We start from the raw sequence: 25198 nt of genomic DNA on the forward strand, positions 1-25198 counted from the left end.
CGAAGTGCTGGACGCGCGGCTGGCCGACGCCGCCGCGGCGTCGGATGTGCGCAAGGCCGTGGCCGCGATCCTGCGCGAGCGCTGGGACGCGGGCCGGTCCCGGGCGACGCGCCGGCTGGAGGCGGGGGGCGACGGCGTCGAGGTGGCGCGGCTCTACTCCGACGCCGCCGACGACATGCTGACCGCCCTGTGGCGGTTCACGACGGACGTCCTTTATCCCGCTCCCAATCCGACCGAGGCCGAGCGTCTGAGCCTGATCGCTGTCGGTGGATACGGGCGCGGGGTGATGGCGCCGTTTTCCGACCTCGACCTGCTGTTCCTGCGCCCCTGGAAGTCGATCCCGCGCAGCGAACAGGTGATCGAGTTCATGCTCTATGTCCTGTGGGACCTGGGCGTGAAGGTGGGGCAGGCGGCGCGGTCGGTGGACGAGTCGCTGGCGCTGGCCAAGACCGATATGGTGGTGCGGACCACCCTGCTGGAGGCCCGCCCGCTGGCGGGGGACGCGGCGCTGGCCGACGACTTCATCGCCCGGTTCCAGGCCTTTGTGCTGAAGGCCGATCCGCGTCCCTTCATCGCCGCCAAGCTGGAGGAACGGAATGTCCGCCACCAGAAGACGGGGGCCGTCCGCTACCGGGTCGAGCCCAACGTCAAGGACGGCAAGGGCGGCCTGCGCGACCTGAACACCCTGTTCTGGATCGCCCGCTCGCTGGCGCCCGACAGTCCGCTGGGCGCGCGGGTCATGGACGGGCTGCTGACGCCGCGCGAGCGTCGGACGTTCGCGGAATCCTTCGACTTCCTGTGGCGCACGCGGGCGCATCTGCATCTGGTCGCGGGGCGGGCCGAGGAGAAGCTGACCTTCGACCTGCAGCCCGAGGTGGCCCGGCGGATGGGTTGGCAGGGGCGGGGCGACGAGCCCGCCGTCGAGCGCTTCATGCGCCGCTACTTCCTGGTCGCGCGGGACGTCGGCGCCCTGACCCGGGCCATGTCGGCCAAGCTGGAGGCGCGTCACCAGAAGCGAACCCTCAGCCTGTCGCGCCTGATCCCGGGTCGGAAGCGCAATCTGGGCGTCGAGGGTTTCGTCGAGGTGGCGGGCCGTCTGTCGGTGACCGGCCCGGAGGTTTTCGCCGCGGATCCGACCCGGCTGCTGACCCTGTTCCGCACGGCGGACGAGCATGATCTGGACCTGCACCCGGACGCCTTCTCGGCGGTGACGCGGGCGCTGTCGCTGGTCACGCCGTCGCTGCGGCGGGACGCGGAGGCGACGCGGGCCTTCCTCGATATCCTGACCGGTCAAAGGCCGTATCGGGTGCTGACCCTGATGAACGAGACGGGCTTGCTGGGCCGGTTCCTGCCCGAGTGGGGGCGGATCGTCGGCCAGACCCAGTTCAACATGTACCATGCCTTCACGGTGGACGAGCACACCCTGCAGGCCATCGGCATCATCAACGACATCTGGCGCGGCAAGCTGACGGCCGACCATCCGACGGCGACCGAGATCGTCCACCGGATCGACGATTTCGAGGCCCTGATGCTGGCCATGCTGCTGCACGACGTCGGCAAGGGCGGCGATCGGGGACAGCTGGAAGACGGCGCGATCGCCGCGCGGCGGGCCTGCGACCGGCTGGGCATCGACCCGCGCCGCACCGAGTTCGTGGTCTGGCTGGTCCGCAACCATCTGGCCCTGAGCGACTATGCGCAGAAGCGGGATGTGTCCGATCCGGCGACGGTGCGGGCCTTCGCCGGACTGGTCGGCGATCCCGAGCGGCTGCGGACCCTGCTGGTGCTGACGGTCGCCGATGTGCGCGCGGTCGGGCCGGGGGTCTGGAACGGCTGGAAGGGCCAGCTGATGCGCGATCTGTACCAGCGCACCGAGGCCGTGTTCCGGGGCGAGGACGTGACCCGCGCCGACCCGTTGGCGGACTTCCCCGACCTGGTGGCCCGGGCCGGCGCGTCCGGGGCGGCGGCCAGTCTGGTGGGACGCGAAAGGGACGAGGGCAGCGAACCGGCCGCCGCCGCCGCGCGCGTGGCCGTCGCCGCCAAGGACCGGCCCGGCCTGTTCGCCGATCTGGCGGCGGCGCTGGCGGCGGGCGGGGCGGACGTGGTCGGGGCGCGCGTCGCCACCGCCGAGGACGGCACTGCGCTGGATGTGTTCGAACTTCAGGACGGCTCGGGCGCGCCCTATGGACAGGCCGAGCCGCGCCGCCTGACCCGGCTGGTCGCGGCGCTGGAGGCGGCGGCGCGGGGCGGCGGCAGCGCCCGTCCGCCCGAGCTCCAGCCCAATCCGCGCCGCGCCGCCTTCGACGTCCGCCCGGTCGCCCTGATTGATCTGGACGAAAGCCCGGACGCGGCGGTGATCGAGCTGTCGGGCGCCGACCGTCCCGGCCTGCTGGCCGAGCTGGCGCGGGTGCTGGCGGACCACGGCCTGTCGATCCGGTCGGCCCATATCGCGGGCTTCGGCGAACGGGCGGTGGACAGCTTCTATGTGACCGATGCGGCGACGGGCGGGCGTCCGAAGGCGGGACCGACGCTGGAGCGGCTGCGCGAAGAGCTGGAGGCGGTGCTGGATCGTCGCGACGCCAACGGTCGCCCGGTCTCCGCCCCGGTGCGCGCCAGCCTGCGGGACGTCTCCGAATTTGGCCGAAAGCGGCCCGTATCGTCACGCCCTGAACCACGCTAATCGTCGGATACTCCGACCTCCGAGATCCCGATGAGCCTCGCCCGCAATACCCTGGTCCAAGCGACCCTGACGCTGGGCAGCCGCCTGCTCGGCTTCGCGCGGGACCTGGTCCTGTCGGCACGGTTCGGGCAAGGGCCGATGATGGACGCCTTCACCACGGCGTTGATGCTGCCCAACATGTTCCGCCGCCTGTTCGCCGAGGGCGCCTTCGCCCAGGCCTTCGTGCCGATCTACGGCGGGGTGCGGGAGCGGGACGGGGAAGAGGCCGCCGCCGTCACGGCCTCGGAGGCGCTGAGCTTCATGTTCGCGGTGGTCGCGGGCTTCTGCATCCTGCTGCAGGTGCTGATGCCGTGGATCATGCCGGTGCTGCTGTCGGCGTGGAAGGACGATGCGGGCGTGATGCGCGCCGCCGTCACCGCGGCCCAGCTGACCATGCCCTATCTGGCCTGCATGACCATCGCCTCCCTGCTGTCGGGCGTGCTGAACACGAGCGGAAAGTTCGCCCTGTCGGCCGGCGTGCCGGTGTTCCTGAACCTGTGCACCCTCGTGCCCCTGCTGGCGCCCAGCCTGATCCCGATGAGCCAGCCGGAGACCCTGCTGGCGGTCAGCGCCGCCGTCACGGTGTCGGGCATCCTTCAGGCCGCTCTGTTGTGGTGGGGCGTGCGTCGGCTGGGGGTGGCGCTGAAGCTGTCGTGGCCGCGTCTGACGGCGGGGGTGAAGAAGACCCTGGCCCTGGCCATTCCCGGCGTTCTGGCGGGCGGCGCCCTGCAGATCAACTCGGTGGTCAGCCAGTTCCTGACCGGTTCGAACGAGGGCGCGCGGTCGGTGCTGTACAACGCCGACCGCCTGTACCAGCTGCCGCTGGGCCTCGTGGGCGTGGCGATCGGGCTGGCGCTGGTGCCGCGCCTGACCCGGGCCTTCGTCGCGGGCGACCATGAGGGCGGGCGCAAGACGCTGGACGACGGCATCACCCTGTCGATGGCCTTCACCCTGCCGGCAGCGGTGGCCCTGTTCGTGATTCCCTTCTTCATCATCGACGCCACGGTGACGCGCGGCGCCTTCACCAGCGCCGACGCCGCCCGCACCGCCGATGTGCTGCGTCAGTTCGCTTGGGGCGTGCCGGCCTTTGTGCTGGCCAAGGTGCTGACCCCGCCCTTCTTCGCCCGTCAGGACACCCGACGGCCGATGATCTTCGCCGTCGCCTCGGTGGGGATCACCGTGGTGGTCGGGGCCAGCCTGTTCTTCCTGCTGCAGTCCATGGGCGCCGACGGCGTGCTGGGTCTGGCCATCGCGACCAGCCTGTCGGCCTGGATCAATGTCGCCCTGCTGGGCGGGACCCTGATCCGCGAGCATGCCTGGCGGGCCACGACGCCCTTCCTGTCGCGCCTGTCGCGGGTGCTGCTGGCCAGCGCCGTGATGGCCGCGGGCCTGCTGGCGGCGGGGATCGGCTATGAGGTCCTGAGCCGGATCTTCCTCGCCAAGGAGGTCGCCGTGCTGGTGGTCTGCGGCGCGGGCGCGGCGCTTTACGGGGCCTGCCTGATCGCCTTCCGCGCGGTCAGCGTGACCGAACTGAAGGCCGTGCTGCGGCGCGAGCCGGGCGGCTCCGTCTCCTCCGGTCTGGACTGACCGTCAGCGAGACGATAAGCGCGAAGGCATGATGATTTCGGGACAGACCCAAGCCGCCGGCCGATGGCGCGGCTGACCAGCTCCAGCACCTTGCCGTGCGCGCTGTCGCGCGCCTGATCCAGCCTTCCTCCCGAGTATCCGACCATGACCGAGTCCACCCCGGCCCCCGCCGCCCCGGCCGTCCCTCCGGCCTATGACGGCCCGCGCCGTGTCCTGTCCGGCATCCAGGCCTCCGGCGCCCTGCATCTGGGCAACTATCTGGGCGCCCTGAAGCGGTTCACCCAGCTGCAGGACACGGGCGCGCCCTGCTTCCTGTTCGTGGCCGACCTGCACGCCATCACGGTGTGGCAGGACCCGGCCCTGCTGACCGCCCAGACGCGCGAGATCGCCGCCGCCTATCTGGCCTCGGGGCTGGACCCGTCGAAATCGGTGATCTTCCCGCAGTCGGCGGTGCGGGCGCATACCGAACTGGCCTGGATCTTCAACTGCGTCGCCCGCCTCGGCTGGCTGGACCGGATGACCCAGTTCAAGGAGAAGTCGGGCAAGCACAAGGAGCGGTCGAGCGTTGGCCTGTACACCTATCCGGTGCTGCAGGCGGCGGACATCCTGCTGTACAAGGCGACCGAGGTGCCGACCGGCGAGGACCAGAAACAGCATCTGGAACTGACCCGCGACATCGCCGCCAAGTTCAACAACGACTTCAACGCCCCGGGCTTCTTCCCCCTGCCGGAGCCCCTGACCCAGGGGCCGGCGCCGCGGGTGATGAGCCTGCGCGACGGGGCGGCCAAGATGAGCAAGTCCGATCCGTCGGACGCCTCGCGCATCAACCTGACCGACGACGCCGACACCATCGTCGCCAAGATTCGCCGCGCCAAAACCGACCCGGACGCCCTGCCGGAAGCGGTCGAGGATCTGGACAGCCGCCCCGAGGCCAAGAACCTTGTGACCATCTACGCCGCCCTCGCCGACGAGACCAAGGAGCAGGTGCTGCGCGAATGGGGCGGCAAGGGCTTCGGCGCCTTCAAGCCGGCCCTGGCCGAGCTGGCCGTGGCCTCCATGGCCCCGGTCACGGGCGAGATGCGCCGCCTGATGGCCGACACCGCCGAAATCGATCGCGTCCTCAAGGACGGCGCGGAACGGGCCTCGGCGATCGCCGATCCGGTGGTGGACGAGGTCAAGAAGATCGTGGGCTTCTGGAGGGCGTGATCGCGATTTCCGGGTCTCTCACCGGGATCAGCCGCTGACGGACAGAGGTGGGCGGGGTAAAGCGGGCCATGCCCGCTGACCATCCCCTCGACCGGCCCGTCTGGAATGCGCTGAACAGCCGTCAGGCCGGATTGGCGATCCGCGAGGGCGGGGTCGTGCGGTTTGATCCCGCCTATGCGACCTTCGCCGCCGCCGGGCCGGACGCGCGTCCGCGGGACTGGGCGACGTTGGCGAAGGCGACCGGCCGCGTGGCCCTGTTCGAGGCTGACGCCGTTGTCCCGGAAGGGCTGGTCGAGGTCGACCGGATCGACTGCCTGCAGATGACGGCGACGCAGATCAGCGCCGGAGGCCGGAGCGTCGCGTTCGAGGCCCTGACCGACGCCGATGGGCCCGGGATGCTGGCGCTGGCGACCCTGACCCAGCCGGGGCCCTTCTTCGCGAAGACTCACCGGCTGGGGCCGTTCATCGGCGTCCGGCACGCGGGCCGGCTGGTGGCCATGGCCGGGGAGCGGATGAGCCTGGACGGGTTCAGCGAGATCAGCGGGGTCTGCACCCATCCCGACCATCGCGGCCACGGCCATGCGGGCGCGCTGATACGGGCCGTGGGGCAGCGGATCCTGGAGCGGGGCGACACGGTCTTCCTGCACGCCCGGATCGGACATGCGGCGACCATCGCCTTCTACGAGACCCTGGGCTTCAAACCCCGGGTCACGCCCAGCTATGTGGTGATGGAGGCCGCGACGGGCGTTAGCTGACGCGGTCCAGCCGGGCGATGAAGAAGCCGTCCAGCCCACCCTTTTCCGCCCACATGGACGGCAGGATGCGCAGCCAGCCTTCGGGCGTCAGGGCCTCGTCCGGGGCGCCGACCTCGGCGGGGACGGCGGGCGTGGTCCGGAAGGCCGGGTTGCGGCGCAGGAAGGCGATGATCTGGGTCTCGCCCTCCTCGCGCTCCATCGAGCAGACGCAATAGACCAGACGGCCGCCCGGCTTGACCCGCTCGGCGGCGGAGTCGAGCAGGCGGTGCTGCACGTCGGCCAGTTTGGCGACCTCGGCGGGCTTGGTGGCGCGCAGGACTTCCGGATTGCGGCGGAAGGTGCCGGTGGCGGTGCAGGGGGCGTCCAGCAGGACGGCGTCGAAGGTGCGATCGTCCTCCCAATCCTCGGCCGGGGTGGCGACGATCTCGGCCGTCAGGCCGGTGCGCTCCAGATTGGCGCGCAGGCGTTTCAGACGGGCGTCGGACCGGTCCAGCGCCACCACGGACGCGCCCGAGGCGGCCAGTTGCAGCGTCTTGCCGCCGGGGGCCGCGCACAGGTCGATGACGGTCTCGCCGGCCTTGGGGGCCAGCAGGCGGGCGGGGACGGCGGCGGCGGCGTCCTGCACCCACCAGGTCCCGTCCTCGAAGCCCGGCCAGGTCGCCACGTCGCCGCGTCGGCCGGTGCGGACCGTGCCGCCCGCCAGATCTCCGGAGACAAGGGCTTCGCCCTCAACGTCGGCGGCGACGGCGGCGGGATCGACGTCGGGTTTCACGCTCAGATCGGTCGCCGGCTCCTCGCGCGCGGCCAGCGCCAGCGCGACCAGTCCGGCCTCGCCCCAGGTCGCCTTCCAGCGCGCGGACAGCCAATCCGGCAGGTTGCTCTCGGCGGTGGTCAGGCCGGGGCCGTCCCGACCGACGCCGCGCAGGACGGCGTTGACGAGATTCTTGTACGGGCGGGTCTTGGGATCCCGCTCGGCCAGTTTCACGGCCGTGGAGACGGCGGCGAAGGCCGGGGTCTCGAGCACCAGGGTCTGGGCCAGGGCGACGCGCAGGATGGTGCGCACGGCCAGCGGCGGGGCCTTCTGCAGGCGGCGGTCCAGAATCTGGTCGATTTCGCCCAGACGGCGCAGGGCGGCCATGGCGACGGCGCGGGCGAAGGCGCGGTCCGGGCCTTCCAGCGAGGAGACTTCACGGAAGGTCAGGGCGGAATCCAGACCGCCCCGGCCCTCCAGCGCCGCGTTCAGCAGGATGCCGGCGGCCAGACGGGCCTCGACGCCGATGTCGGCCGCCTCGTCACGCGGGGCCTCGACACGGGCGGGCCGCGGTCCACGCGCCTTGTCGGCCATGCGGCGGCCCCGGGCGGAAGAGTTGCGGCCTGCGCCGTCGCGTTCGCTCATACAGAAACCTGGGTGCCCAGTTCGACCACGCGGCCGGGGGGAATGTGGAAGAAGTCCGTCGGGTTGGCCGCGTTGCGCATCAGGAAGATGAACAGGCGGTCCTGCCACAGCGGCATGCCCTCCGTGGCCGAGGCGATGACGGAGCGGCGGCCGAGGAAGAAGCTGGTCGACATGATGTCGAACTTCAGCCCCTGTTTGCGGCAGACGCCCAGCGCCTTGGGAATATTGGGCTGCTCCATGAAGCCGTAGGAGATGACCAGCTTCTTGAAGTCGTCCGAGATCGGCTCGATCGAGACCCGGGTGGCGGGGTCGACGCGGGGCCGGTCGGTGGTGCGGACCGTCAGGATGACGTTCTTCTCGTGCAGCACCTTGTTGTGCTTGAGATTGTGCATCAGGGCGACGGGGGCGATGTCCGGGTCGCTGGTCAGGAAGATGGCCGTGCCCGGCGCGCGGTGCGGCGGACGGGCGCGCAGCATCTCGATCAGATCGACCAGCGGCAGGCTGTCCTTGCGGGTCTTGGTGGTCAGGATCTGGGTGCCGCGCACCCAGGTCCACATCAGCAGGATCAGGGCCCCGCCCAGCACCAGCGGCATCCAGGCGCCCTGCGGGATCTTCAGCAGGTTGGACGTCAGGAAGACGCCGTCGATGAAGCCGAACGGAACCAGGGTGCCCAGAACGGCCCACATGGGCCATTTCCACTTCTTGGTGATTACCGACCAGGCCATCAGGGTGTTGATCAGCATGACCCCGGTGACGGCCACCCCATAGGCGGCGGTCAGGTTATGCGAGCTCTGGAACACGACCAGCAGCACCAGCACGCCCACCATCAGCAGGGTGTTCACCGCCGGGACATAGATCTGGCCCGCCTGGCTTTCCGAGGTGTTCAGGATCTGGATGCGCGGCAGCAGCCCCAGCTGGACCGCCTGCTGGGTGACCGAGAAGGCGCCGGTGATGACCGCCTGGGAGGCGATCACGGTCGCGGCGGTCGCCAGCCCCAGCATCGGCCAGTAGATGGCCTGCGGCACCATGCTCCAGAACGGGTTTTCGGAGGCGCCGGGATTGTCGAGGATCAGGGCGCCCTGGCCGAGGTAGTTCAGGGTCAGGCAGGGCAGAACGAAGAACAGCCAGCCGGCGCGGATGGGCGACTTCCCGAAATGGCCCATGTCCGCGTACAGGGCCTCGGCCCCGGTCACGGCCAGGAAGACGCTGCCGAGGATGACGAAGCCCAGGAAGCCGTCCTTGACCAGCAGTTCGACGCCATAGTGGGGCGACAGGGCGCGCAGGATCGAGACGTCGTCGAAGATGTGGATCAGGCCCAGCACGCCGAGGCTCAGGAACCAGACGGCGGTGATCGGACCGAACAGTTTGGCCAGACCGGCCGTGCCGCGCGCCTGGACCAGGAACAGGGCGATCAGGATGCCCGCGGCGACCGGCACGATGAACGGGTCCAGCGATCCGCCCACGCCCGGCGCGTCCTTGACGCCCTCGATGGCCGAGAGGACCGAGATGGCGGGGGTGATGATGCCGTCGCTGTAGAACAGCGCCGCGCCGCAGACGCCGAGAATGAAGATCAGGGCCGACCGGCGGCCGATGGCGTGTTGCGCCAGCGCCATCAGGGCCAGGGTGCCGCCCTCGCCCTTGTTGTCCGCCCGCATGAGGAAGAAGACGTATTTGGCCGTCACCACCACCATCAGGGCCCAGAAGGCGAGGGAGACCACGCCGACCACGGCCAGATCACCGCCGACGCCGTCGCGGGCGTGATCGATGGCTTCCCGCAGGGCATACAGCGGGCTGGTGCCGATGTCGCCGAAGACGACGCCGATCGCGCCGATGATCAGGCCGAACTTGCCCGCCTTGCCGACGGCGTGCCCATGGCCGTGCGCCTCGGCCGCGGATGCGGTCGGGGTTCCGGTGACAGGGGGAGTCTGGGACGGGTCGTTGGCGGCCACGCCGCCATCTTCACCTTGGGGAGAGGCCCCGGCCATGAAGTTCCTCCGGGGCTCCGCTCAGCGCGGCCCCATCAAAGAGCGGCGAGCCTTTAGGCTCTTTCAACGGGCGATTCAATCGTGCTGCATCTGCGAAGGTTGCGTCTGTTTGTGAAACGCCCCTGGAACGCTTATCTTGGACCTGAAAAGAGCACCCATGTCCGACAGCCAACGCTTCCCCGTCGCCGCCCATTCCCTGGCCTATCTGGCCCACAAGGGCGCCTACTCGCCGGCCGAGGCCGCGCCGAGCGCGGTGCTGGCCGCCTCGGTGCCGACCAACCCCGTCGTGGTCCGCCGCGTCACGGCCCTGCTGGCCAAGGCGGGCCTGATCGCGACCCGTCCGGGCGCGTCCGGCGGGGCCTGGCTGCTGCGCCGTCCGGAGAACATCCGGCTGGATGAGGTGCTGAAGGCCGTCAACGGCTGCGCCCACATCGGCTCGACGCCCGCGGGCGCGCGCGGCTGCCCGGTCAGCGAACATATCCCGCGTCAGGTCGCCAAGGCCCTGACCGCCGCCGACGAGGCCGCCACCGCCGCCCTGGGCAAGATCACCATCGCCGACCTGCTGGCCGAGAATCCGCCGTCTCTGGCGGGCTTCGCGCTTCACAAGTCCTGCCCCGTCGCGGCCTGATCCGCGCGTGAACCCCGGCAACCGCCGCACCGTCCTGATCACCGGCGCCTCCGCCGGGATCGGCGCGGCCCTGGCCCGCGTCCATGCGGCGGAGGGCTGGGACCTGATCCTGACCGCCCGCAGAGAGGCGCCGTTGCAGGCGCTGGCGGAGGAGTTGGGGCGGCTGGGCTCGGCCGTGACGGTCCTCACCGCCGACCTAGCCGACCCGGACGCCCCGCGCGCCCTGTACGCGGCCGTGCTGGAACGCGGGCTGATGGTGGACGCCCTGATCAACAATGCGGGCTTCAGCCGCACGGCCGGCTTCCTGCAGACCGATCCGGCGGACCATGCGGCCATGATCCGCGTGATGCTGACCGCGCCGATCGAGCTGGCCCGGCTGTTCGCCCCCGATATGGTCGCCCGCAGCTATGGCCGGATCATCAACGTCGCCTCGCTGGCGGGCCAGATGCCCGCGACCGGCGGCGACACCCTGTACGGCCCGATCAAGAGTTTCCTGATCAAGGCCTCGCAGGGCCTGCATCTCGAGCTGAAGGGGACGGGGGTGCATGTCACCGCCCTGTGCCCCGGCTACACCCTGACGGAGTTCCACGACGCCAACGGCACCCGCGCCGAGGTCTCGGCCGCCTATCCCGCCTGGATGTGGCAGACGGCCGAACACGTCGCCCGCGTCGGCTATGACGCGGTGGAAGCCAACCGGCCCAGGGTGACGCCGGGCGTCATGAACAATGTGCTGGCGGCGCTGGCCAAACATCTGCCGGACCGCGTGGCCCTGAACATGGTCGGCGGGCACGCGAAACGGCTGAAGCGGATTTGATCGGCTGATCGGTAAAACAAAAAGGCCCGGTCCGAAGACCGAGCCCATTGTGTGTCGACTGGAGCGGGCGAGGCGATTCGAACGCCCGACCCCAACCTTGGCAATCTCAGGCGGCCCATGGCGCCAAAACAAAAAGGCCCGGTCCGAAGACCGAGCCTTTTGTGTTTCGACTGGAGCGGGCGAGGCGATTCGAACGCCCGACCCCAACCTTGGCAATCTCAGGCGGCCCATGGCGCCAAAACAAAAAGGCCCGGTCCGAAGACCGAGCCCTTTGTGTTTCGACTGGAGCGGGCGAGGCGATTCGAACGCCCGACCCCAACCTTGGCAATGTTGGGGATCAACATTTCCGGGCTTTTCAGGACGTTCCAAAAATCAGCTTTGCATATTGTTTTACATAGATTTTCTTGTTTATCCGGTTACGGAGCGTTTCGCCCGGTTTCACTTGAGTTGGTAGCGGAGTGGTAGCGGTGGCTCGGAAATGAGCGTATATTTCTATCACCATGACGAAGCAAAAACTCACCAAGCGCGTGGTTGAGAGCGCGCCCGTTCCGGAGACCGGCGAGGGTCGAATCTGGGACAGCGAGATCGCAGGCTTCTGCCTCCGGATCTATCCTGGGACCGAAACCGGACAGGGCCATGCCGCCAAGCCTGTCCGAAGGATGTTCGCCATCAAATATCGGGTCCGCGGGATCCAGCGCTGGCTGACGCTCGGCGAGCATGGGGATGGGCCGGACAAGCTCACGGCGGATCGGGCTCGCAAGGAGGCGGCGTCGGTGGTGGTCGATGCGCGGCGCGGCATCGATCCCGGCGAAGCCCGCAGGCGCATCGAGGGCCTCACCGTCAAAGGCCTGGTCGAGCTTTATCTGGAGAAGGGGCCGGACGACAAACCGACCAAACGGGATTCGTCATGGGCCATGGACCGGACGAACCTCGAGCGCCACGTCGTGCCCCTGCTTGGGAAGATGGCGCTTGATACGGTCACCCGCGACCACATCACCGGGATGATCCGATCGATCACGGCCGGGAAGACCGCCAAGGATGTGAAGACCAAACTCCGTGGTCGGTCCATCGTCAAGGGCGGGGCAGGCATCGCTGACCGCACCTATTCCACCCTGCGCGCGACCTTCAACTGGGCGATCGACAAGGGGCATTTCGCCGGCCCGAACCCCTGCGCCAAGGTCGAACGAAAGCTCCGACCGGCGGTCGAACGCTTCCTGTCCGAGTCCCAGGCTCAGGATTTGATCGCCGCACTCGACGCCCTGGAGGCGGATGCGACGATCTCCGAACGGCAGGGCGCGGTCTATCGGCTTCTGCTTCTGACAGGCGCGCGCCGCAACGAGATCGCGGGCCTGCGGTGGACGGAGGTCGACTTTGACCGGCGCCGGCTCGTGCTACCGCCGAGCCGCACCAAGGCGGGCGGTCGCACGGGGGATCGTCGGATCTCGCTCAACGACATGGCCTTCGGAATCCTGCAGCGTCTCTACAAGACCCGCGGTCGAAGCCAGTTTGTCTTTCCGGCCACCAAGGGCGACAACGGATATGCGACCTCCGAGTCCAAGATCTGGCGCGACAAGGTGCTCCCGAAAGCCAAGCTGGAAGGCGTCCGCATCCACGACCTGCGCCACAGTTTCGCAAGCTTCGCCCTGGCGGACGGGGCCAGTCTCCCGATGATCGGCAAAGCGCTGGGACACGCCAACAGTCGCGCCACGGAACGGTATGCCCATCTGAGCGACGATCCGGTTCGGGCGCTTGCAGAGCGGATTGGTGAGCGATTCAGTCCCAAGACCTGAAGGAAACATTGGACGACTGGCTTCGCCAACCCGACAAGTGGCGAAGTGGAAAGCATCCGGTCGTGCCCCTCAACCGGCGCAGCAAGAGAGTTTGCTGACGTCCTTGTTGAACGTCAGCGCGGCCAGCTTCAGGCCCTCGACTGTCGTGAGGTAGGGGAAGATCGTGTCGCCCAACTGCTCCACTGTCATTCCGCACTTGATGGCCACCGCCGCCGTCTGGATGCTGTCCGCCCCTTCAGGCGCCAGAATGTGCGCGCCGAGGAGTCGCCGCGTGCCGCGATCAGCCACCAGCTTGATGAGCCCACGCGTGTCCCTGGCCGCGAGCGCGCGAGGAACGTGATGAAGGGTGATCATCGAGGTCTGCACATCGTGACCGGCCGCGCGGGCTGCGGCTTCCGTCAGTCCCACCGTCGCCACCTGCGGATCCGTGAAGACGACCGCCGGCATGGCGCGATTGTCGTAGACTTGGGTGTCGCCGTTCAGGGCGTTCCGGGCAGCCAGTCGCGCGCCGTAGGCGGCCATATAGACGAACTGATCCGTGCCGGTGACATCGCCTGCGGCATAGACGCCCGCGCGCGTCGTGCGCATCCGGTCGTCGATGAAGATGCCTCCCGTTGGCGAGATCTGGATCCCCATCTCGGGAAGCCCCAGCCCATCGGAGTTGGGAACCCGGCCCGTTGTGATCAGAACATGCTCAGCGGTGGTCACCCCGGGGCCACCGGACTGCGTGAAGCTGAGCGCCACGCCCTCGCCGGACGGGTCGATGGACCCGTAGACTGCCCCCGCCACGACTGTGACGCCCTCGTCCATGAGATAGCGTTGCAGCGCCTGGCTGATTTCGGGTTCCCCCTCAGGCAGTAGCCGGGAGCGGCAGGCGATGGTGACGTGGACGCCCGCCCGGCTGAACATCTGGGCCAGTTCCACCCCGATATAGCCGCCGCCGATCACCAGCATCGATCGGGGCAGGGCCTCCAGTTCGAGCGCGGTCGTGCTGGTCAGATAAGGCACGGATTCGATGCCGGGGATCGCTGGAACCCCCGGACGTGAACCGGTCGCGATGATCACCTTGTCCGCAGTCAGCCGGACGCCGCCGACCTCCACGCCGCCCTCGACGAGTCTCGCCGCGCCTTCGTGGTAGGTGATGGCGTCATAACCCTGCAGCACGTCCTCGTACTTTGCCTGGCGAAGGTCGTCGACCAGTCTGTCCTTCTGGCGAACCGTCCCCGACCAGTCAGCGATGGCAGCCGACGCCCGGACGCCGTCGAAGCGGCTCGCGGCCCGGGCCTGGTGCAGGGGTTCGACGGCGCGGATCAGAGCCTTGGACGGCACGCAACCGACGTTGACGCAAGTGCCGCCTATCGTTCCGTCTCCGACGAGCGCGACCCGAGCGCCCTGTTCCGCCGCCGTGATGGCGGCCGAGAACCCGGCCGACCCCGCCCCGACCACGACGAGATCGTAAGTCTTGGCGATATCCCGTGAGGGCGTGCAACAATCACTCATACGGTCCGGATCCTTCTAAATAGACTCTGCCGCGAACAAGGCGACGTCAAACCCGACGTTGCCCGGCTTGCGTCGGATAGCGGCGAGAGCTGGATGTCATCACGAGCGTCTGCTGACGCGGAGACTGGCCGCGCGAAAGTTGGTCGAATATCGGCCTCGAGGCGTCACAACCGGACGCCGGCAGCCTCTATCGGCGCGCCTGAACACGGGCAGGATAGCCGGCCCTGGTCGACGCGAGCGCCAAGGCGGCCGGCGTCACCCGAGCGTCATCGTAGGTCACCACCGCCACGGCCTGTCCAGTCCCGCCCGAGGTCACGGTGACGGTCACCGCTTCAACGCCGGGCAGGCGCGAGATGGTGCGACGGACGATGGGCGCGCACGTCACGCAGGACACATTGCTGACGTCGAGCCTCACCGTGCGTTCGGCGGCTTGGGCGGCATCGGCGGTCATGAGAGCCGCCGCGAAAACGAGGGCGGTGCGGATTGAAAGGCTCATGATCGAAGTCTCCGGGAAATAATCAGGCGCCGATCAGCAGCGGCGCGACATAGGGGAATGCAAGAGCGAGGGCGACAAGCAGGGTCGCCGTCCAGAGCGCGATCTTGACGAGGCGGGTCGAGGCTGGCCGGGTGCAGTTCACGTCTTCGTCGCAGGAGGCCTGCGGCTGACGGTAGACCCGGTAGAAGCCGAGGCTCACCAAGACCACGGCGGCGGCCACGAAATAAAGATGGTAGGGGGCCAGCGCCGTGACATTGCCGATCCACGCCCCGCTGATCCCGAGCGCGAACAAGGCCAAGGGCAATACGCAGCAGGAGGTCGCGCCGATCGCGGCGGCAAGTCCTCCGACAGCAAGCCACCCGCGAGCGTTGGGTTTGTCGGTAAGCGCCGGATGTCCGCCGAGTTCTTGCTTGCCGTCTGCCATTGACACTCCTCACGCCTTCACGGGTCGATACACACAAGGTAGGGTCTGTAGTCACTACAGATACAAGGGGTAAAACGCTTCATGGACAAATCGGCCCTGCGGGATACGGCCCCACAGCTTCCTATCGGCGAGTTGTCCCGGCGGACCGGGGTCAACATCGAAACCGTGCGCTATTACGAGAAGATCGGCCTGATGCCCGCGCCTGCTCGCAGCGAGGGTGGGCATCGCCTCTATGGCCGCGGCCATCTGCTCCGGCTGAATTTCGTGCGCCGGGCGCGGGAGCTTGGGTTCACGCTGAATGAAATAAGGGATTTGCTTGAACTGGCCGAGCAGCGCGATCTTCCGTGCGCGGAGGCACGCGTGGTCGCCGCCGCCCATCTGGGCGATGTCCGTTCAAAGCTGGCTGCCCTGAGGAAGATGGAAAAGGTGCTGGTCGATATGGTCGCTCGCTGCGCCGACGGGGCCACGCCGGATTGCCCGATCCTGGAGGCCCTGTTTGATTCCGAGGCCGCAACCCGGCCGGCGCCGTAACTAGGCCCCTGCCCGCCCGCAGCTTTCAGGTTCGGACCTTTGTATCCCGCCTCATCCAGGGTTCTGGCGGCTGATCTCTGGCGCTGTTCCATGACGGCGAGCCTCGCCTCGCCACGTCACGCAATCGACTCGGCGGATTTTGCAAAGACGAGAACGCTCTTGTATCTGTAGGGACTACAGACCCTACTCGGTTGTCCGAGAGGATCGACACCAGCGCGCTCAACACTTGCTGGGCTCAGATCGCCATATTCCAGCTCACCGAGGAAAAGCATGCCGGACCAAGAACCCATCACCCGCGCGGCTGACAAAGCGGGCGTAGTCGGCGCGATTGTTGCGGCTATGGGCTGCGCGGCGTGCTTTCCGGCACTCGGCAGCTTGGCCGCGGCTTTGGGTCTAGGGTTCTTGAGTCAGTATGAAGGGGTCTTCATCCGCTACCTGCTCCCTCTGTTCGCGGTCATCGCGTTGACGGCCAACGTAGCCGGCGGGATGCGTCATCGGCGATGGTCAAGAATGATCCTCGGCATGGTCGGACCTCTGCTGGTATTGGCGGCCGCCTTGCTGATGGCGAGCTTTGGCTGGCCGACGGCCTGGCTCCTTTACCCAGGTCTCGCATTGATGATCGCCGTGTCGATCGGGGATCTGGTGTCCCCGCCGAAAAGGAGTTTCGGCGGCGTGGCTTGACTTCCCTCTCCCCCGGTAAGACGAGCAGATGGCCTCTGGTCGCAGGATCACACCGCTGCCACCTCATCGTTTGCCACAACAAGATCGGTGGCCGAGGAGATTCAGCGCGCTGAGCCATCCCCGTGAATCTGCAGGATTTACAGACCCTATCTCCGTTCCGACGCGATGCGGCCGACATGGTTACGCGAGCTTAGACCCGGAGAATGGTGTGAGTGATCAAACCCTAGCAGTTTCCGTGGCGTTCTTTTTCCAAGGCTCCTGCCGAACCGAAGGCCACGTCGCTTGGCACGTGTTGGCTATTTGTCGGCCGACTGCGCTGGCATCTGAGCGACGATCCGGTTCGAGCGCCTGCAGAGCGGATTGGTGAGCGTTTCAGTCCCAAGACCTAAGCTCGGGGCGACGCGCCGGTATCAATCCCGCACCAGAGTTTGACTTTGAGCGCACTAAGACACTGATGGTGTTCCAATATGCCGAATGGCAAACCAATATGTTTGACAATCTTCATATTAGGACACTATAAGTGTTCAAATGCTAGGAAAGCTAAACAAGCTCGAACGTATCCTCCCGGAAGGCCTTCTGGTCGATTCCGGCTGGATGAACGAGAACGGCTATCCCAATTCTCTCCGTGCCAAATACGTCGCTTCGGGGCGACTGGAACGGACTGCGCGCCGGGTCTACCGCCGTCCGCGCGGAACCCTCGACTGGCCGACAGCCGTTCTCTCGCTCCAGGCCCTCCTCGACTATTCCATTGTGATCGGAGGCCGCACCGCGCTCGAGTTGCAGGGCTATGCCCACTACCTTCCTGCCGCCCGCAAGGAAGTTCATCTCTATGGCGACGAGACCCCGCCGACCTGGCTCGCCGACCTGCCGCTGGACGTAGAGTTCAAATATCACCCGTCCCAAAGGCTCTTCCGGAACGCCCGATACTTCGAGGTCGCCCGGCTCCGCGAGGACTCCAGCGAAACCGGCCTCCTGGCGGACTGGGCCCGCGCCGCAGTGGTGGACACCCCCCTGGGCCACTGGCAATGGCCCTTGCGCCAATCGACGCCCGAGCGCGCCATCCTCGAACTTCTGGACGAATTGCCGGATCATGAGAGCTTCGACCAGGCGGACCAGTTGATGGGTGCCTTGGCCACCCTCAGCCCGCGACGGCTCCAGCGTCTGCTCGAGGATTGCATGAGCGTGAAGGTCAAACGCCTGTTCTTCTATTTCGCCGACCGGCACGGTCACGCCTGGCTCAAAGCCCTCGACCGCAGCACGATCGATCTGGGCAGCGGCAACCGTGTGCTCGTCAGGAGCGGCCGCCTCGACCCGACCTACAGGATCACCGTGCCGAGGTCGCTCGATGCCGGTCAGTGACGTCTACGCCCGCCAAGTCCGCCTTCTCGTCCGCACCCTTCCGCTAGTGTTCCAGGAACCCTGCTTCGCCCTGAAGGGCGGCACCGCGATCAATCTGTTCGTTCGCGATCTGCCGCGTCTGTCGGTGGACATCGACCTGACCTATCTCCCCGTCGAGGATCGTAATGCGTCTCTCGCCGCGATCGATGCGGCCCTGAGGCGGATCGCCGACGAGGTCGAACAAGCCCTGCCGGGATCTGTCGTCGTCCGCGGCAAGGGCGGAGCCCAGCCTGTGATCGACAAGCTGCTTGTTCGGGCCGACGGGGCGGTGATCAAGGTGGAGGTGACGCCGGTCCTGCGCGGCGTGGTGTTCGAGCCCGAAGTCCGTCCGGTTTCAGCAGCGGTGGAAGAGCGCTTCGGCTATGCGGAGGCACGGATGGTCTCCCATGCCGATCTCTATGCCGGCAAGATCATGGCCGCGCTGGACCGCCAACATCCTCGCGATCTGTTCGACGTCCGCGATCTGCTGGCCAATGAGGGGATCACGCCGGCACTGCGACAGGCCTTCGTGATCTATCTGGCCAGCCACCACCGGCCCATGGCCGAGGTGCTCCGCGCCAATCCCAAGAATCTGGCCCAGGAGTTCGAACGCGGCTTCGATGGGATGACCGAAGACCCGGTGGACCTCCAGGACCTCATCGCTGCGCGCACAGCCCTGATCACCGCCATCGTCGATGACATGCCCGAGGCCCACCGCGCCTTCCTGATCGGGTTCAAGGCCGGCGCGCCTGACTGGGACCTCATCGGCCTGCCCGACGCCGCCGACCTCCCCGCCGTGCGCTGGAAGCAGTTGAACCTCGACCGCCTGGAGCCCGACCGACGCGCGGGCATGGTCGAACGGCTTCGACAGACTTGGCCGCAATCAGTCTGACAATACCACCAGACCGCAACATGCTCACTGACTCCGAGGTTCGGACGCTATGAGCAACTGACGCAAACGGTCGTTTCGGTGTCTGCCCGAGCGGTCTAGATGGAAATTTCCGGAACGCCAGCCTGCCCTAGGAGCGCGTAGAGTTCGGCTACCTTTGATCGTTGGCCACGTTGCTGGCAGAACGCAAAGATGGCCCGCTGCTTCGCTCGGGAGAGGGCGACGAAAAACGCGGCGAGGCCCTCTTTGTCGCCGGGTTTGTGCGCCCACCAAGCTTGGTCGTCGAGACCCATGAAGACGATCGTGTCGTACTCAAGCCCCTTGCTCTTATGCACGGTCATCAGAGGTATCTGATCGAGACCTTCGAAGGCATCCAAGCACTCGGACCAGGTCGATACCCCGGTCGCCGATGCCATCAGGTGCTGCAGGACCCCTTCAACGACGATCTCGAGAAGACTGCCTGCTCCATATTCAACATAGGTTCTTTGAACGGCCGCGGGATCGAGGAAGGTCAACACGGCCTCTGCGATGTTAACCGCCGCCTCCGCCGAGGGCGCGGTTTCAGTCATGTCTTTCCTAAGCCCGGCCAGAAAACGGGACAGAGCGGCTTCAGCCCGGGCGTCCGCAGCATCGTCGCCGGGCGGGATCGCTCTCAGCGCCGAGACAGCGGCGGATAGATACTGCCAGGCCGCAGGCGAACGCTGGACAGATCCGAGCCTCAGCGCAGCGACGACGAGCCGGCAGAGGCTGTCTGACAGCAGGTCCTGAAGCGGGACTTTGCCGACCAGCGCGCTTTCGTTGCGAATGCGCAAGCCGCTCGCGGCCATCGGCGCGCGGAGTTCGGTGTCCACCGCCTCCGCCTTCTGCTTGACGAGGATCGCATAGTCGCGTGGGCGACGTCCCCTCCGCGTCATGTCGCTGGCCAACCACGTCGCGAGATGGCGCGTTTCTTGAGCGCATGTCGGGCTGTTCCAAATCTGGGCCACGTCGCCGTCGATAAGTTTGCCTGTCTTGGCAACGACCTGTGGCGACGATGGGTCGAGGGCGCGTGCGACGACATGCTGGATGGCGACGAGATCCGGTGAAGAACGAAAGTTGAAGAGCAGCGGCACCCGCAGAGCGTGGAAGTCTGCTTCCAATCGGGCGAAGGCGTCTGGTCTCGCGCCGGCCCAGCCCATGATCCTTTGTTTGTCGTCTCCGACGCCGGTGATAACGGCGCTGCTGCCCCTGAAGACCGAATAGAGGAAATCATACTGAGCGAAGGTGGTGTCCTGAAACTCGTCGACGAAGATGAAGGGATAGGTGGCGCGGAGTGCGTTCGCGATCTGAGGATTTGATCTCAGAAGCAGCTCGGCCATGCGGTTCAACGTGACGAAGGTCAGGTTGGATGGATCTCCCGCACCCCGTTGCTCTGACCACCACCTTGTCGTCGCAAACTCAGCCCCGGATCGCGGTTCCGGGTGAGGAACGAGCATGCGTCTGGCCCCCACCGTTCGACCCTCGAAACTCGAAGGACCGATTTCCTCGATCTCGGCCTTCCATGGCTCTGGCGCCGCTAGCCGTGCTCGAGTGAGCCAATAGTTGGTCGACTTGTAATCCCAGAAGGCAATCTCATAGGGCTTCGTCGGGCGCCATTCTGCGGGAATTGCGGTGTGAAATCTGTCGACCAGGTTCTTGGTGAAGGCGTCGAACGTGATCGACGTGAACCGATCCGAAAACTCCGCAGGGCATCGCTGTTTGACGCGGTCCGCCAGATTGCCGGCGGCATCGCCCTTGAAGGAAATGGCCAGGATCTGGAAAGGCGGGCGGCACAGGCCTGTTTCCAGCAGATAGGTCGCCTTCTGAGCGAGGAACTCTGTCTTGCCCGCGCCAGGGCCTGCAACCACCGAGGTCGATCCCGGGTGGCGGAGCGCGGTCCACGCGGCGGGTTCGAGGGCATCGATTCCGCGCGGCCTCCAGTCGTCTGGCGCGGTGAACCGTAACGTCATGATGTTAGCGATACGGTCAGAGTCCCGGGCGCAGCCGGCGGTGGGGGATCGAGCTGGACCGCGACGGCGCCGAGCAAGGCCTTCAGTTCCTCGGGAGCCGCCGAAGCGAGGGCCGGACTGTCGAGACCGCTCAGAACCCGCACATGCGTGCTTGGCTTGCCTCGCCCCAGAAAGAGGTACCGATACCAACGCAGCAGGCTGTCCTGGCTGGAGTCGTAGAGGGCGTGATTGCCGCCGTCGCCTAACACCGAGTCCCGCGGCTCCCCGGCGGCGGACGGTCCGGAGCGCCCAGGCTCTGGCGACGAATAGGCGGCTTGCAACGCCATCAGCATCGAGTAGTCCAAATCCAGCGGCTCACAGAAGAAGACGTTGAACCTTCGAAGAGATCGCGCCCACGTCTGAATGTTTGTCCAGTTCGCGGCGGCGAAGGTATCGAAGGCCGCCAGGTCGGCCGAGGGGCCCGCCGGACTCGGGCTTTCGAAAAGTTGGTCAGGCCGAACGCCGTTTTCCATCAGCTGCGCGCAGACGGTCTTGATGCGCCCCCAGCCCCCGCCCGCACGACCGTAATCCAGATCCAGAAGGGTCGCGTGCGGAATGTCCAGATCGACAAGCAGCCGCCACAGGTGGTTGACGTGGCGGCCCCCAAGGGGAACCACCGCCACGAAAGACCGATCGATGTCCAGGCCAAGGGCCTCGGCGAGGCGCGGGAGCACCACCTCTTCGGAGGCGCCTTCGCCGAGGATCACGAAACGGGCAAAATAGAGCTCGGGGTAGGTGCGCACAGCCTCGCGAACGAACTTCGAAGCCTCGTCCGCGATCGGAGGCAATCGGATCCCTCTCACGCGGCAGGCGCGGGTTTTCGGGTCGAGACGGAAATGACGGACTTGCTCGGGCTTCACCCGCGCCAGAATGCTGGGCGAATGGCTCGAGAGCATGGCTTGAGCCCGTGACCCTGCGGTCAGTTCCTGGATCTGTCGGACGATACGGGAGAGGTAAAACGGCGCGAGATTGTTTTCTGGCTCTTCGACGGCGATCAGGGTCAAGGCGGGAACGCTGATGCCGCCGGACTGAAATCCATCAGGGCGGGGATCCGTCGCCAGGTTCGATTCTACGTCGAGCGTCGCCGCAGTCATGGCGAGGTGGAACAGGGATCGCTGGCCGTCACTCAACTCATCGAGACCACGTTCGCGCCCTGCCTCGTCGGGGCGGAACAAGACCTCAGCCTTGCGGATGGACTGTTCGAACCGGAGATCGATAGGCCGAAACACTGGCGTGGAGTCCGTGCCTGCGGTGTGGACCTGCTGCCATCGCCTGGTGACTGCTGCGACCACGGCGTCTACCGCCGGCTCGCCGGAGAACGCGTTGTTCAGGGCGGAGCCCGCCGAAGCGAACGTCGTCCGCGTGCCTTCCGACCAGTTGATCGCCCGCCACAAGCGTCCACGCAAAAAGGCCGTCACCTGCGAGATGCCGTCGCGCGAGGCCGGTACATAGATGAGCTGGATTCTGGCTCTATCTTTGGGTTTCAGGTCCGAACACTCAGCGTCCGTAAAGGCGCCCATCGTCCGAACGGCGCGATAGGTGTGTTCGATCGCCCCATCGATGGAGCCGTCATCCGTCCAAATCCCCTCCATCCTCAAGCGACCTTTCATTCTTCCGCTGTCGTCCGTGGCCATCTGAGAGAAGAACTCAGGAACGGCGGACGCGTCCGCTAGCGGATCGTCGAGCTCCGGAAAGGCCAAAACCGCCTCTATTGTGAACCGGCGCTCGTTGGGCGGATTCACTTCGGCAGCCGGGACATGAAAGTCTTGTCGCCGAAGCCTCCGTTGGTCCGGCGTAACGCCGAAGAGCCGCTGAAGCGCAAGCATAACGGCGGTCTTTCCTGCACCGTTCACGCCGACGAAGGCGGTCAATCCTTCATCGAGAAGGATCGGGACAGGGTTTTGTCCGAAGCATCGGAAGCCGGAAACTTCGAGTCGTTCGATGTGCACGACGCCACTCCCCTCGACGCGACGCGCTGAGGTGCCGCAACCTTTACCTGCGGCTTGTTCTGGCCGCCCTTGCCAGGCCCGACAAGGGGTTATCCTGAGCCATTAGCCTGTGACGTGATGGTGTGGACGACCTCCACCTGACCAGCTTTTCTGGGCACCCTCACCGGAACCACACGCCAAGCTACGTCGATCAACAAAAAGCCCGCCATCTCTGGCGGGCTTCCGTATTCCATCGACGATGAGGGGAGGCTTTCGCCCGCGTGTCTCAAAGCCAGTGGCGAACAGGTGGGGTTTTAGAGCGAAAGTGTCAACTCGAAAGTGAAAGTCCGTCACTCCGTCGACAACCCCGATCATTGCCGCCTACGTTAGCGTAATGCCTTTCACGCCGCAGGAAATAACTGATCTGCCGGACGTCATATCGGCACCCCGTTTTGCGACCTATCTGCAGGCCAAGCAGGGGCATGTCGACCAAGCGTTGGAACTTTACGCTTGGAATATGGAAGTCTCCGCAGCCTTTATGGTGCCGCTTCACCTGTGCGAGGTGGCCATCCGCAACGCGGCGGCGGACGCCATCGAGGCGGTCCATGGCGCCAACTGGCCTTGGGTGAACGGTTTCATCAGGAGCCTGCCCGTTCCTAGGCGGCAGACAGACTACGATCCCCAGCAGAATCTTCGGACGGTCGCCGGGCGTCAGCCAACTGTGGGCAAGGTCGTCTCAGAGCTCAATTTCGCGTTCTGGGAAAAGGTGTTCACTCAGGGACAGGACAGCCGGATCTGGGACGCGCATCTGCGCACCGTCCTTCCTGGAATCCCTGCGGGTCTGACCGTGGCGCAAGCGCGCGCGCAGATATTCCTCGACCTTGAGAGGATTCGGAAGTTCCGGAACCGGATCGCCCATCATGAGCCGATCTTCGCCCGCAACCTTCAGAACGATTATGCCTCGATCCGGGAACTGGTGGAGTACAGGCGGGCAGAGGCGGCGAACTGGCTGGGCAAGGTGGAGCGGGTCACCGGGCTTATCGCAATACGCCCCTAAACACGCGACGCGACTGAAGGATTTGCCGTGCGGGACCCTCCTTGGGGTGCGCCGTTTCTTTAAGCCCGAAAGCCCGGAATTACGCACAGGGAGTTATCGGACTGTACGCTTCACAACGACGGTTTGAGCGATGATGCGTCGGTTGATCTTGACCTTCCAGGCCAGTTGCTTCTCCGACAGGATACGCTTGCGTACTGTCTTTTTGAGGAAGGTGTATTCCTTCTCGCCGTAGAGATATCCCATGCGCATCGCATGTTCGATCAGATCGCTGTTCGCATTCGCCGTGGGATCTTTCGCGATCCGCTTCAACCCGTCGAACAGGTTGCCGGTGTCGATCTGGATGAAGCGGTTAATGCAGACATTGCCGACATAGGTCTCGCGGTCGGTCATCCGATTGCGGATGTAGCAATGCTCCTTGATGTCCTGGCCGCACGGACAGTGGTCCCACTCGTCGCTGATTTCCACCGCGACAAGCCCCCACTCTCGCCTCGCAACGTCGAAGTCCTGCGATAGCGACAGAGGCAGGATGTGAGCCCTGAGCCTCTCGAAGTTATGGCCGTCCATTTCGGCTTCTCCATTGGCGGGGCGGTATTCGACCCCTGCGGCGGCGCGTCGGATGCTGGGCCCGCGCCCCTACTTCGACCAATGTCCGAGCACCCACTCCCAGGCGTGACGATCGTAGTCCCAGCGCCAATGGGCGCGGACCCATTTGGTTTTCCCCAAGGGCCGGATCGTTCGCATGTTCTGCACACGATCGACGGGCTTGGGCGGCCGTGGCGGGCGGATTCTACGGAGCTTCATCATGGGGACCTCAGTTCAGAGTGTATTCGCGCCAGGGAATGGCGCTGACGGGGACGCGAGACAGGAAACGCGCGATGTCGGGCCGGCCGAAATAGGTCGCCGCGCCCCGGTGGTTCTGCGCCATCAGCACCACGGGCAGACCGGGAAAGGCGGGCTGGAAGCTGTGCGCCACCCGGGTGGCCTCCGCGTTGTTGTCGAGGATGTGCCGCTTCACCACGACGATGGCGAAGACGATGCCTTGTTCGCGAACGATGGCGCCTTCGAAGCGCATTGGGAGTACTCCTGATGAACGAAAGGCCGCGTCATGGATGACGCGGCCTTTCGAGGTTCAGCCTTTCGGCGGGTAGGGGTCGTTTCCGAAGCTGTCACGCTCGCGGATCTGACCGTTGCGACCGTGGATCAGCAGTTCGCTCTGCTGGTTTTGAGCGATTCCTCGTGCCTGAGAGATCGCTTCAGCCTGTGTCTGATGCACCGTGGTTGCGCGCGCATTGCCCGCACCACGAACGGCCCAGCCATTGGCGTGGGGGACGACATGTTGGTTCTTGCCCATTTCCTTCACCTCCTTTCTCGCTCTCGATGAACGCCTCGTATGATATAGTTTACGACGATA

Annotated in this window: 22 protein-coding genes; 12 read left to right on the forward strand and 10 right to left on the reverse strand. The window is 66.2% G+C overall.

Translation table 11 applies throughout. From position 1 onward, the window contains the following. Positions 1–4: 4 nt before the first annotated feature. The 4 genes from glnD to ACW174_RS06080 all read left to right on the forward strand — a co-directional run bounded on the left by glnD (position 5) and on the right by ACW174_RS06080 (position 6264). On the forward strand, positions 5–2677 hold the full coding sequence (gene glnD / locus ACW174_RS06065) for a [protein-PII] uridylyltransferase (RefSeq protein WP_492017244.1): 2673 nt from the start codon (positions 5–7) through the stop codon (positions 2675–2677). Between the two features lie 30 nt (positions 2678–2707). Next, positions 2708–4303 (forward strand): murein biosynthesis integral membrane protein MurJ, encoded by a 1596-nt coding sequence (gene murJ, locus ACW174_RS06070; RefSeq protein ID WP_492016811.1) that lies wholly within the window; start codon positions 2708–2710, stop codon positions 4301–4303. A 144-nt stretch (positions 4304–4447) separates the two neighbouring features. Continuing rightward, positions 4448–5509: a tryptophan--tRNA ligase gene (gene trpS, locus ACW174_RS06075; RefSeq protein WP_492016812.1), complete on the forward strand. Its 1062-nt coding sequence runs from the start codon at positions 4448–4450 to the stop codon at positions 5507–5509. Between the two features lie 68 nt (positions 5510–5577). Next, positions 5578–6264, forward strand: coding sequence for a GNAT family N-acetyltransferase (locus tag ACW174_RS06080; protein ID WP_492016813.1), 687 nt, complete (start codon positions 5578–5580; stop codon positions 6262–6264). On the opposite strand, the gene ACW174_RS06085 is transcribed toward ACW174_RS06080, so the two are convergent. Both ACW174_RS06085 and ACW174_RS06090 read right to left on the reverse strand, forming a co-directional pair. After that, positions 6257–7660 carry an RsmB/NOP family class I SAM-dependent RNA methyltransferase gene (locus ACW174_RS06085; protein ID WP_492016814.1) on the reverse strand — a complete coding sequence of 468 codons (1404 nt, stop codon included), beginning with the start codon at positions 7658–7660 and terminating at the stop codon, positions 6257–6259. The genes ACW174_RS06080 and ACW174_RS06085 overlap by 8 nt on opposite strands. Next, positions 7657–9645, reverse strand: coding sequence for a potassium transporter Kup (locus ACW174_RS06090; protein WP_492016815.1), 1989 nt, complete (start codon positions 9643–9645; stop codon positions 7657–7659). The genes ACW174_RS06085 and ACW174_RS06090 overlap by 4 nt, the downstream gene beginning before the upstream one ends. A gap of 157 nt (positions 9646–9802) precedes the next feature. Between ACW174_RS06090 and ACW174_RS06095 the strand changes: the two genes are divergently transcribed. From ACW174_RS06095 to ACW174_RS06105, 3 genes are all read left to right on the forward strand, one after another. After that, positions 9803–10273 carry an Rrf2 family transcriptional regulator gene (locus ACW174_RS06095; protein WP_492016816.1) on the forward strand — a complete coding sequence of 157 codons (471 nt, stop codon included), beginning with the start codon at positions 9803–9805 and terminating at the stop codon, positions 10271–10273. Positions 10274–10280: 7 nt separating this feature from the next. Beyond that, complete coding sequence (locus ACW174_RS06100; protein WP_492016817.1) at positions 10281–11087, forward strand: SDR family NAD(P)-dependent oxidoreductase; 807 nt, start codon at positions 10281–10283, stop codon at positions 11085–11087. A 500-nt stretch (positions 11088–11587) separates the two neighbouring features. Further along, the gene (locus ACW174_RS06105) at positions 11588–12877 is read left to right on the forward strand and encodes a tyrosine-type recombinase/integrase (protein ID WP_088582489.1); all 1290 of its coding nucleotides are present in this window, start codon (positions 11588–11590) and stop codon (positions 12875–12877) included. Between the two features lie 69 nt (positions 12878–12946). On the opposite strand, the gene merA is transcribed toward ACW174_RS06105, so the two are convergent. The 3 genes from merA to ACW174_RS06120 form a co-directional block, all read right to left on the reverse strand. Further along, complete coding sequence (gene merA / locus ACW174_RS06110; RefSeq protein WP_088582490.1) at positions 12947–14377, reverse strand: mercury(II) reductase; 1431 nt, start codon at positions 14375–14377, stop codon at positions 12947–12949. Between the two features lie 187 nt (positions 14378–14564). Beyond that, entirely contained in the window at positions 14565–14873 is a 309-nt protein-coding gene (locus ACW174_RS06115; protein ID WP_312595178.1) for a heavy-metal-associated domain-containing protein, read from the reverse strand. Between the two features lie 22 nt (positions 14874–14895). Beyond that, entirely contained in the window at positions 14896–15297 is a 402-nt protein-coding gene (locus ACW174_RS06120; protein ID WP_205678540.1) for a mercuric transporter MerT family protein, read from the reverse strand. A gap of 81 nt (positions 15298–15378) precedes the next feature. On the opposite strand from ACW174_RS06120, the gene ACW174_RS06125 reads away from it, so the two are divergent. The 4 genes from ACW174_RS06125 (at position 15379) to ACW174_RS06140 (ending at position 18778) form a co-directional block, all read left to right on the forward strand. Next, a complete protein-coding gene (locus ACW174_RS06125; protein WP_088582493.1) occupies positions 15379–15828 on the forward strand; it encodes a MerR family transcriptional regulator in 450 nt (149 codons plus the stop codon). Between the two features lie 270 nt (positions 15829–16098). Further along, positions 16099–16509 (forward strand): organomercurial transporter MerC, encoded by a 411-nt coding sequence (gene merC, locus ACW174_RS06130; protein WP_287928162.1) that lies wholly within the window; start codon positions 16099–16101, stop codon positions 16507–16509. A gap of 528 nt (positions 16510–17037) precedes the next feature. Next, on the forward strand, positions 17038–17868 hold the full coding sequence (locus ACW174_RS06135; protein ID WP_287928163.1) for a type IV toxin-antitoxin system AbiEi family antitoxin domain-containing protein: 831 nt from the start codon (positions 17038–17040) through the stop codon (positions 17866–17868). Next, positions 17855–18778 carry a nucleotidyl transferase AbiEii/AbiGii toxin family protein gene (locus ACW174_RS06140; protein WP_287928164.1) on the forward strand — a complete coding sequence of 308 codons (924 nt, stop codon included), beginning with the start codon at positions 17855–17857 and terminating at the stop codon, positions 18776–18778. The genes ACW174_RS06135 and ACW174_RS06140 overlap by 14 nt, the downstream gene beginning before the upstream one ends. Positions 18779–18873: 95 nt before the next feature. Here the strand turns inward: ACW174_RS06140 and ACW174_RS06145 are convergent, their stop codons facing one another. Both ACW174_RS06145 and ACW174_RS06150 read right to left on the reverse strand, forming a co-directional pair. After that, a complete protein-coding gene (locus ACW174_RS06145; RefSeq protein ID WP_287928165.1) occupies positions 18874–20763 on the reverse strand; it encodes a UvrD-helicase domain-containing protein in 1890 nt (629 codons plus the stop codon). Continuing rightward, positions 20760–22751, reverse strand: a complete 1992-nt coding sequence (locus ACW174_RS06150; RefSeq protein ID WP_492016818.1) for an ATP-dependent nuclease — start codon at positions 22749–22751, stop codon at positions 20760–20762. Before ACW174_RS06150 ends, ACW174_RS06145 begins: the two co-directional genes overlap by 4 nt. Positions 22752–23124: 373 nt before the next feature. On the opposite strand from ACW174_RS06150, the gene ACW174_RS06155 reads away from it, so the two are divergent. Then, entirely contained in the window at positions 23125–23787 is a 663-nt protein-coding gene (locus ACW174_RS06155) for a hypothetical protein (RefSeq protein ID WP_287928167.1), read from the forward strand. A 93-nt stretch (positions 23788–23880) separates the two neighbouring features. Here the strand turns inward: ACW174_RS06155 and ACW174_RS06160 are convergent, their stop codons facing one another. The 3 genes from ACW174_RS06160 to ACW174_RS06170 all read right to left on the reverse strand — a co-directional run bounded on the left by ACW174_RS06160 (position 23881) and on the right by ACW174_RS06170 (position 25138). After that, positions 23881–24351 (reverse strand): hypothetical protein, encoded by a 471-nt coding sequence (locus ACW174_RS06160; protein ID WP_287928168.1) that lies wholly within the window; start codon positions 24349–24351, stop codon positions 23881–23883. A 247-nt stretch (positions 24352–24598) separates the two neighbouring features. Then, positions 24599–24859: a hypothetical protein gene (locus ACW174_RS06165; RefSeq protein ID WP_183197753.1), complete on the reverse strand. Its 261-nt coding sequence runs from the start codon at positions 24857–24859 to the stop codon at positions 24599–24601. 57 nt (positions 24860–24916) lie between these two features. Beyond that, positions 24917–25138, reverse strand: coding sequence for a DUF2188 domain-containing protein (locus tag ACW174_RS06170; protein WP_183197751.1), 222 nt, complete (start codon positions 25136–25138; stop codon positions 24917–24919). Between the last annotated feature and the right edge of the window lie 60 nt (positions 25139–25198).

This window comes from Brevundimonas sp. AVps31, from assembly GCF_058681355.1.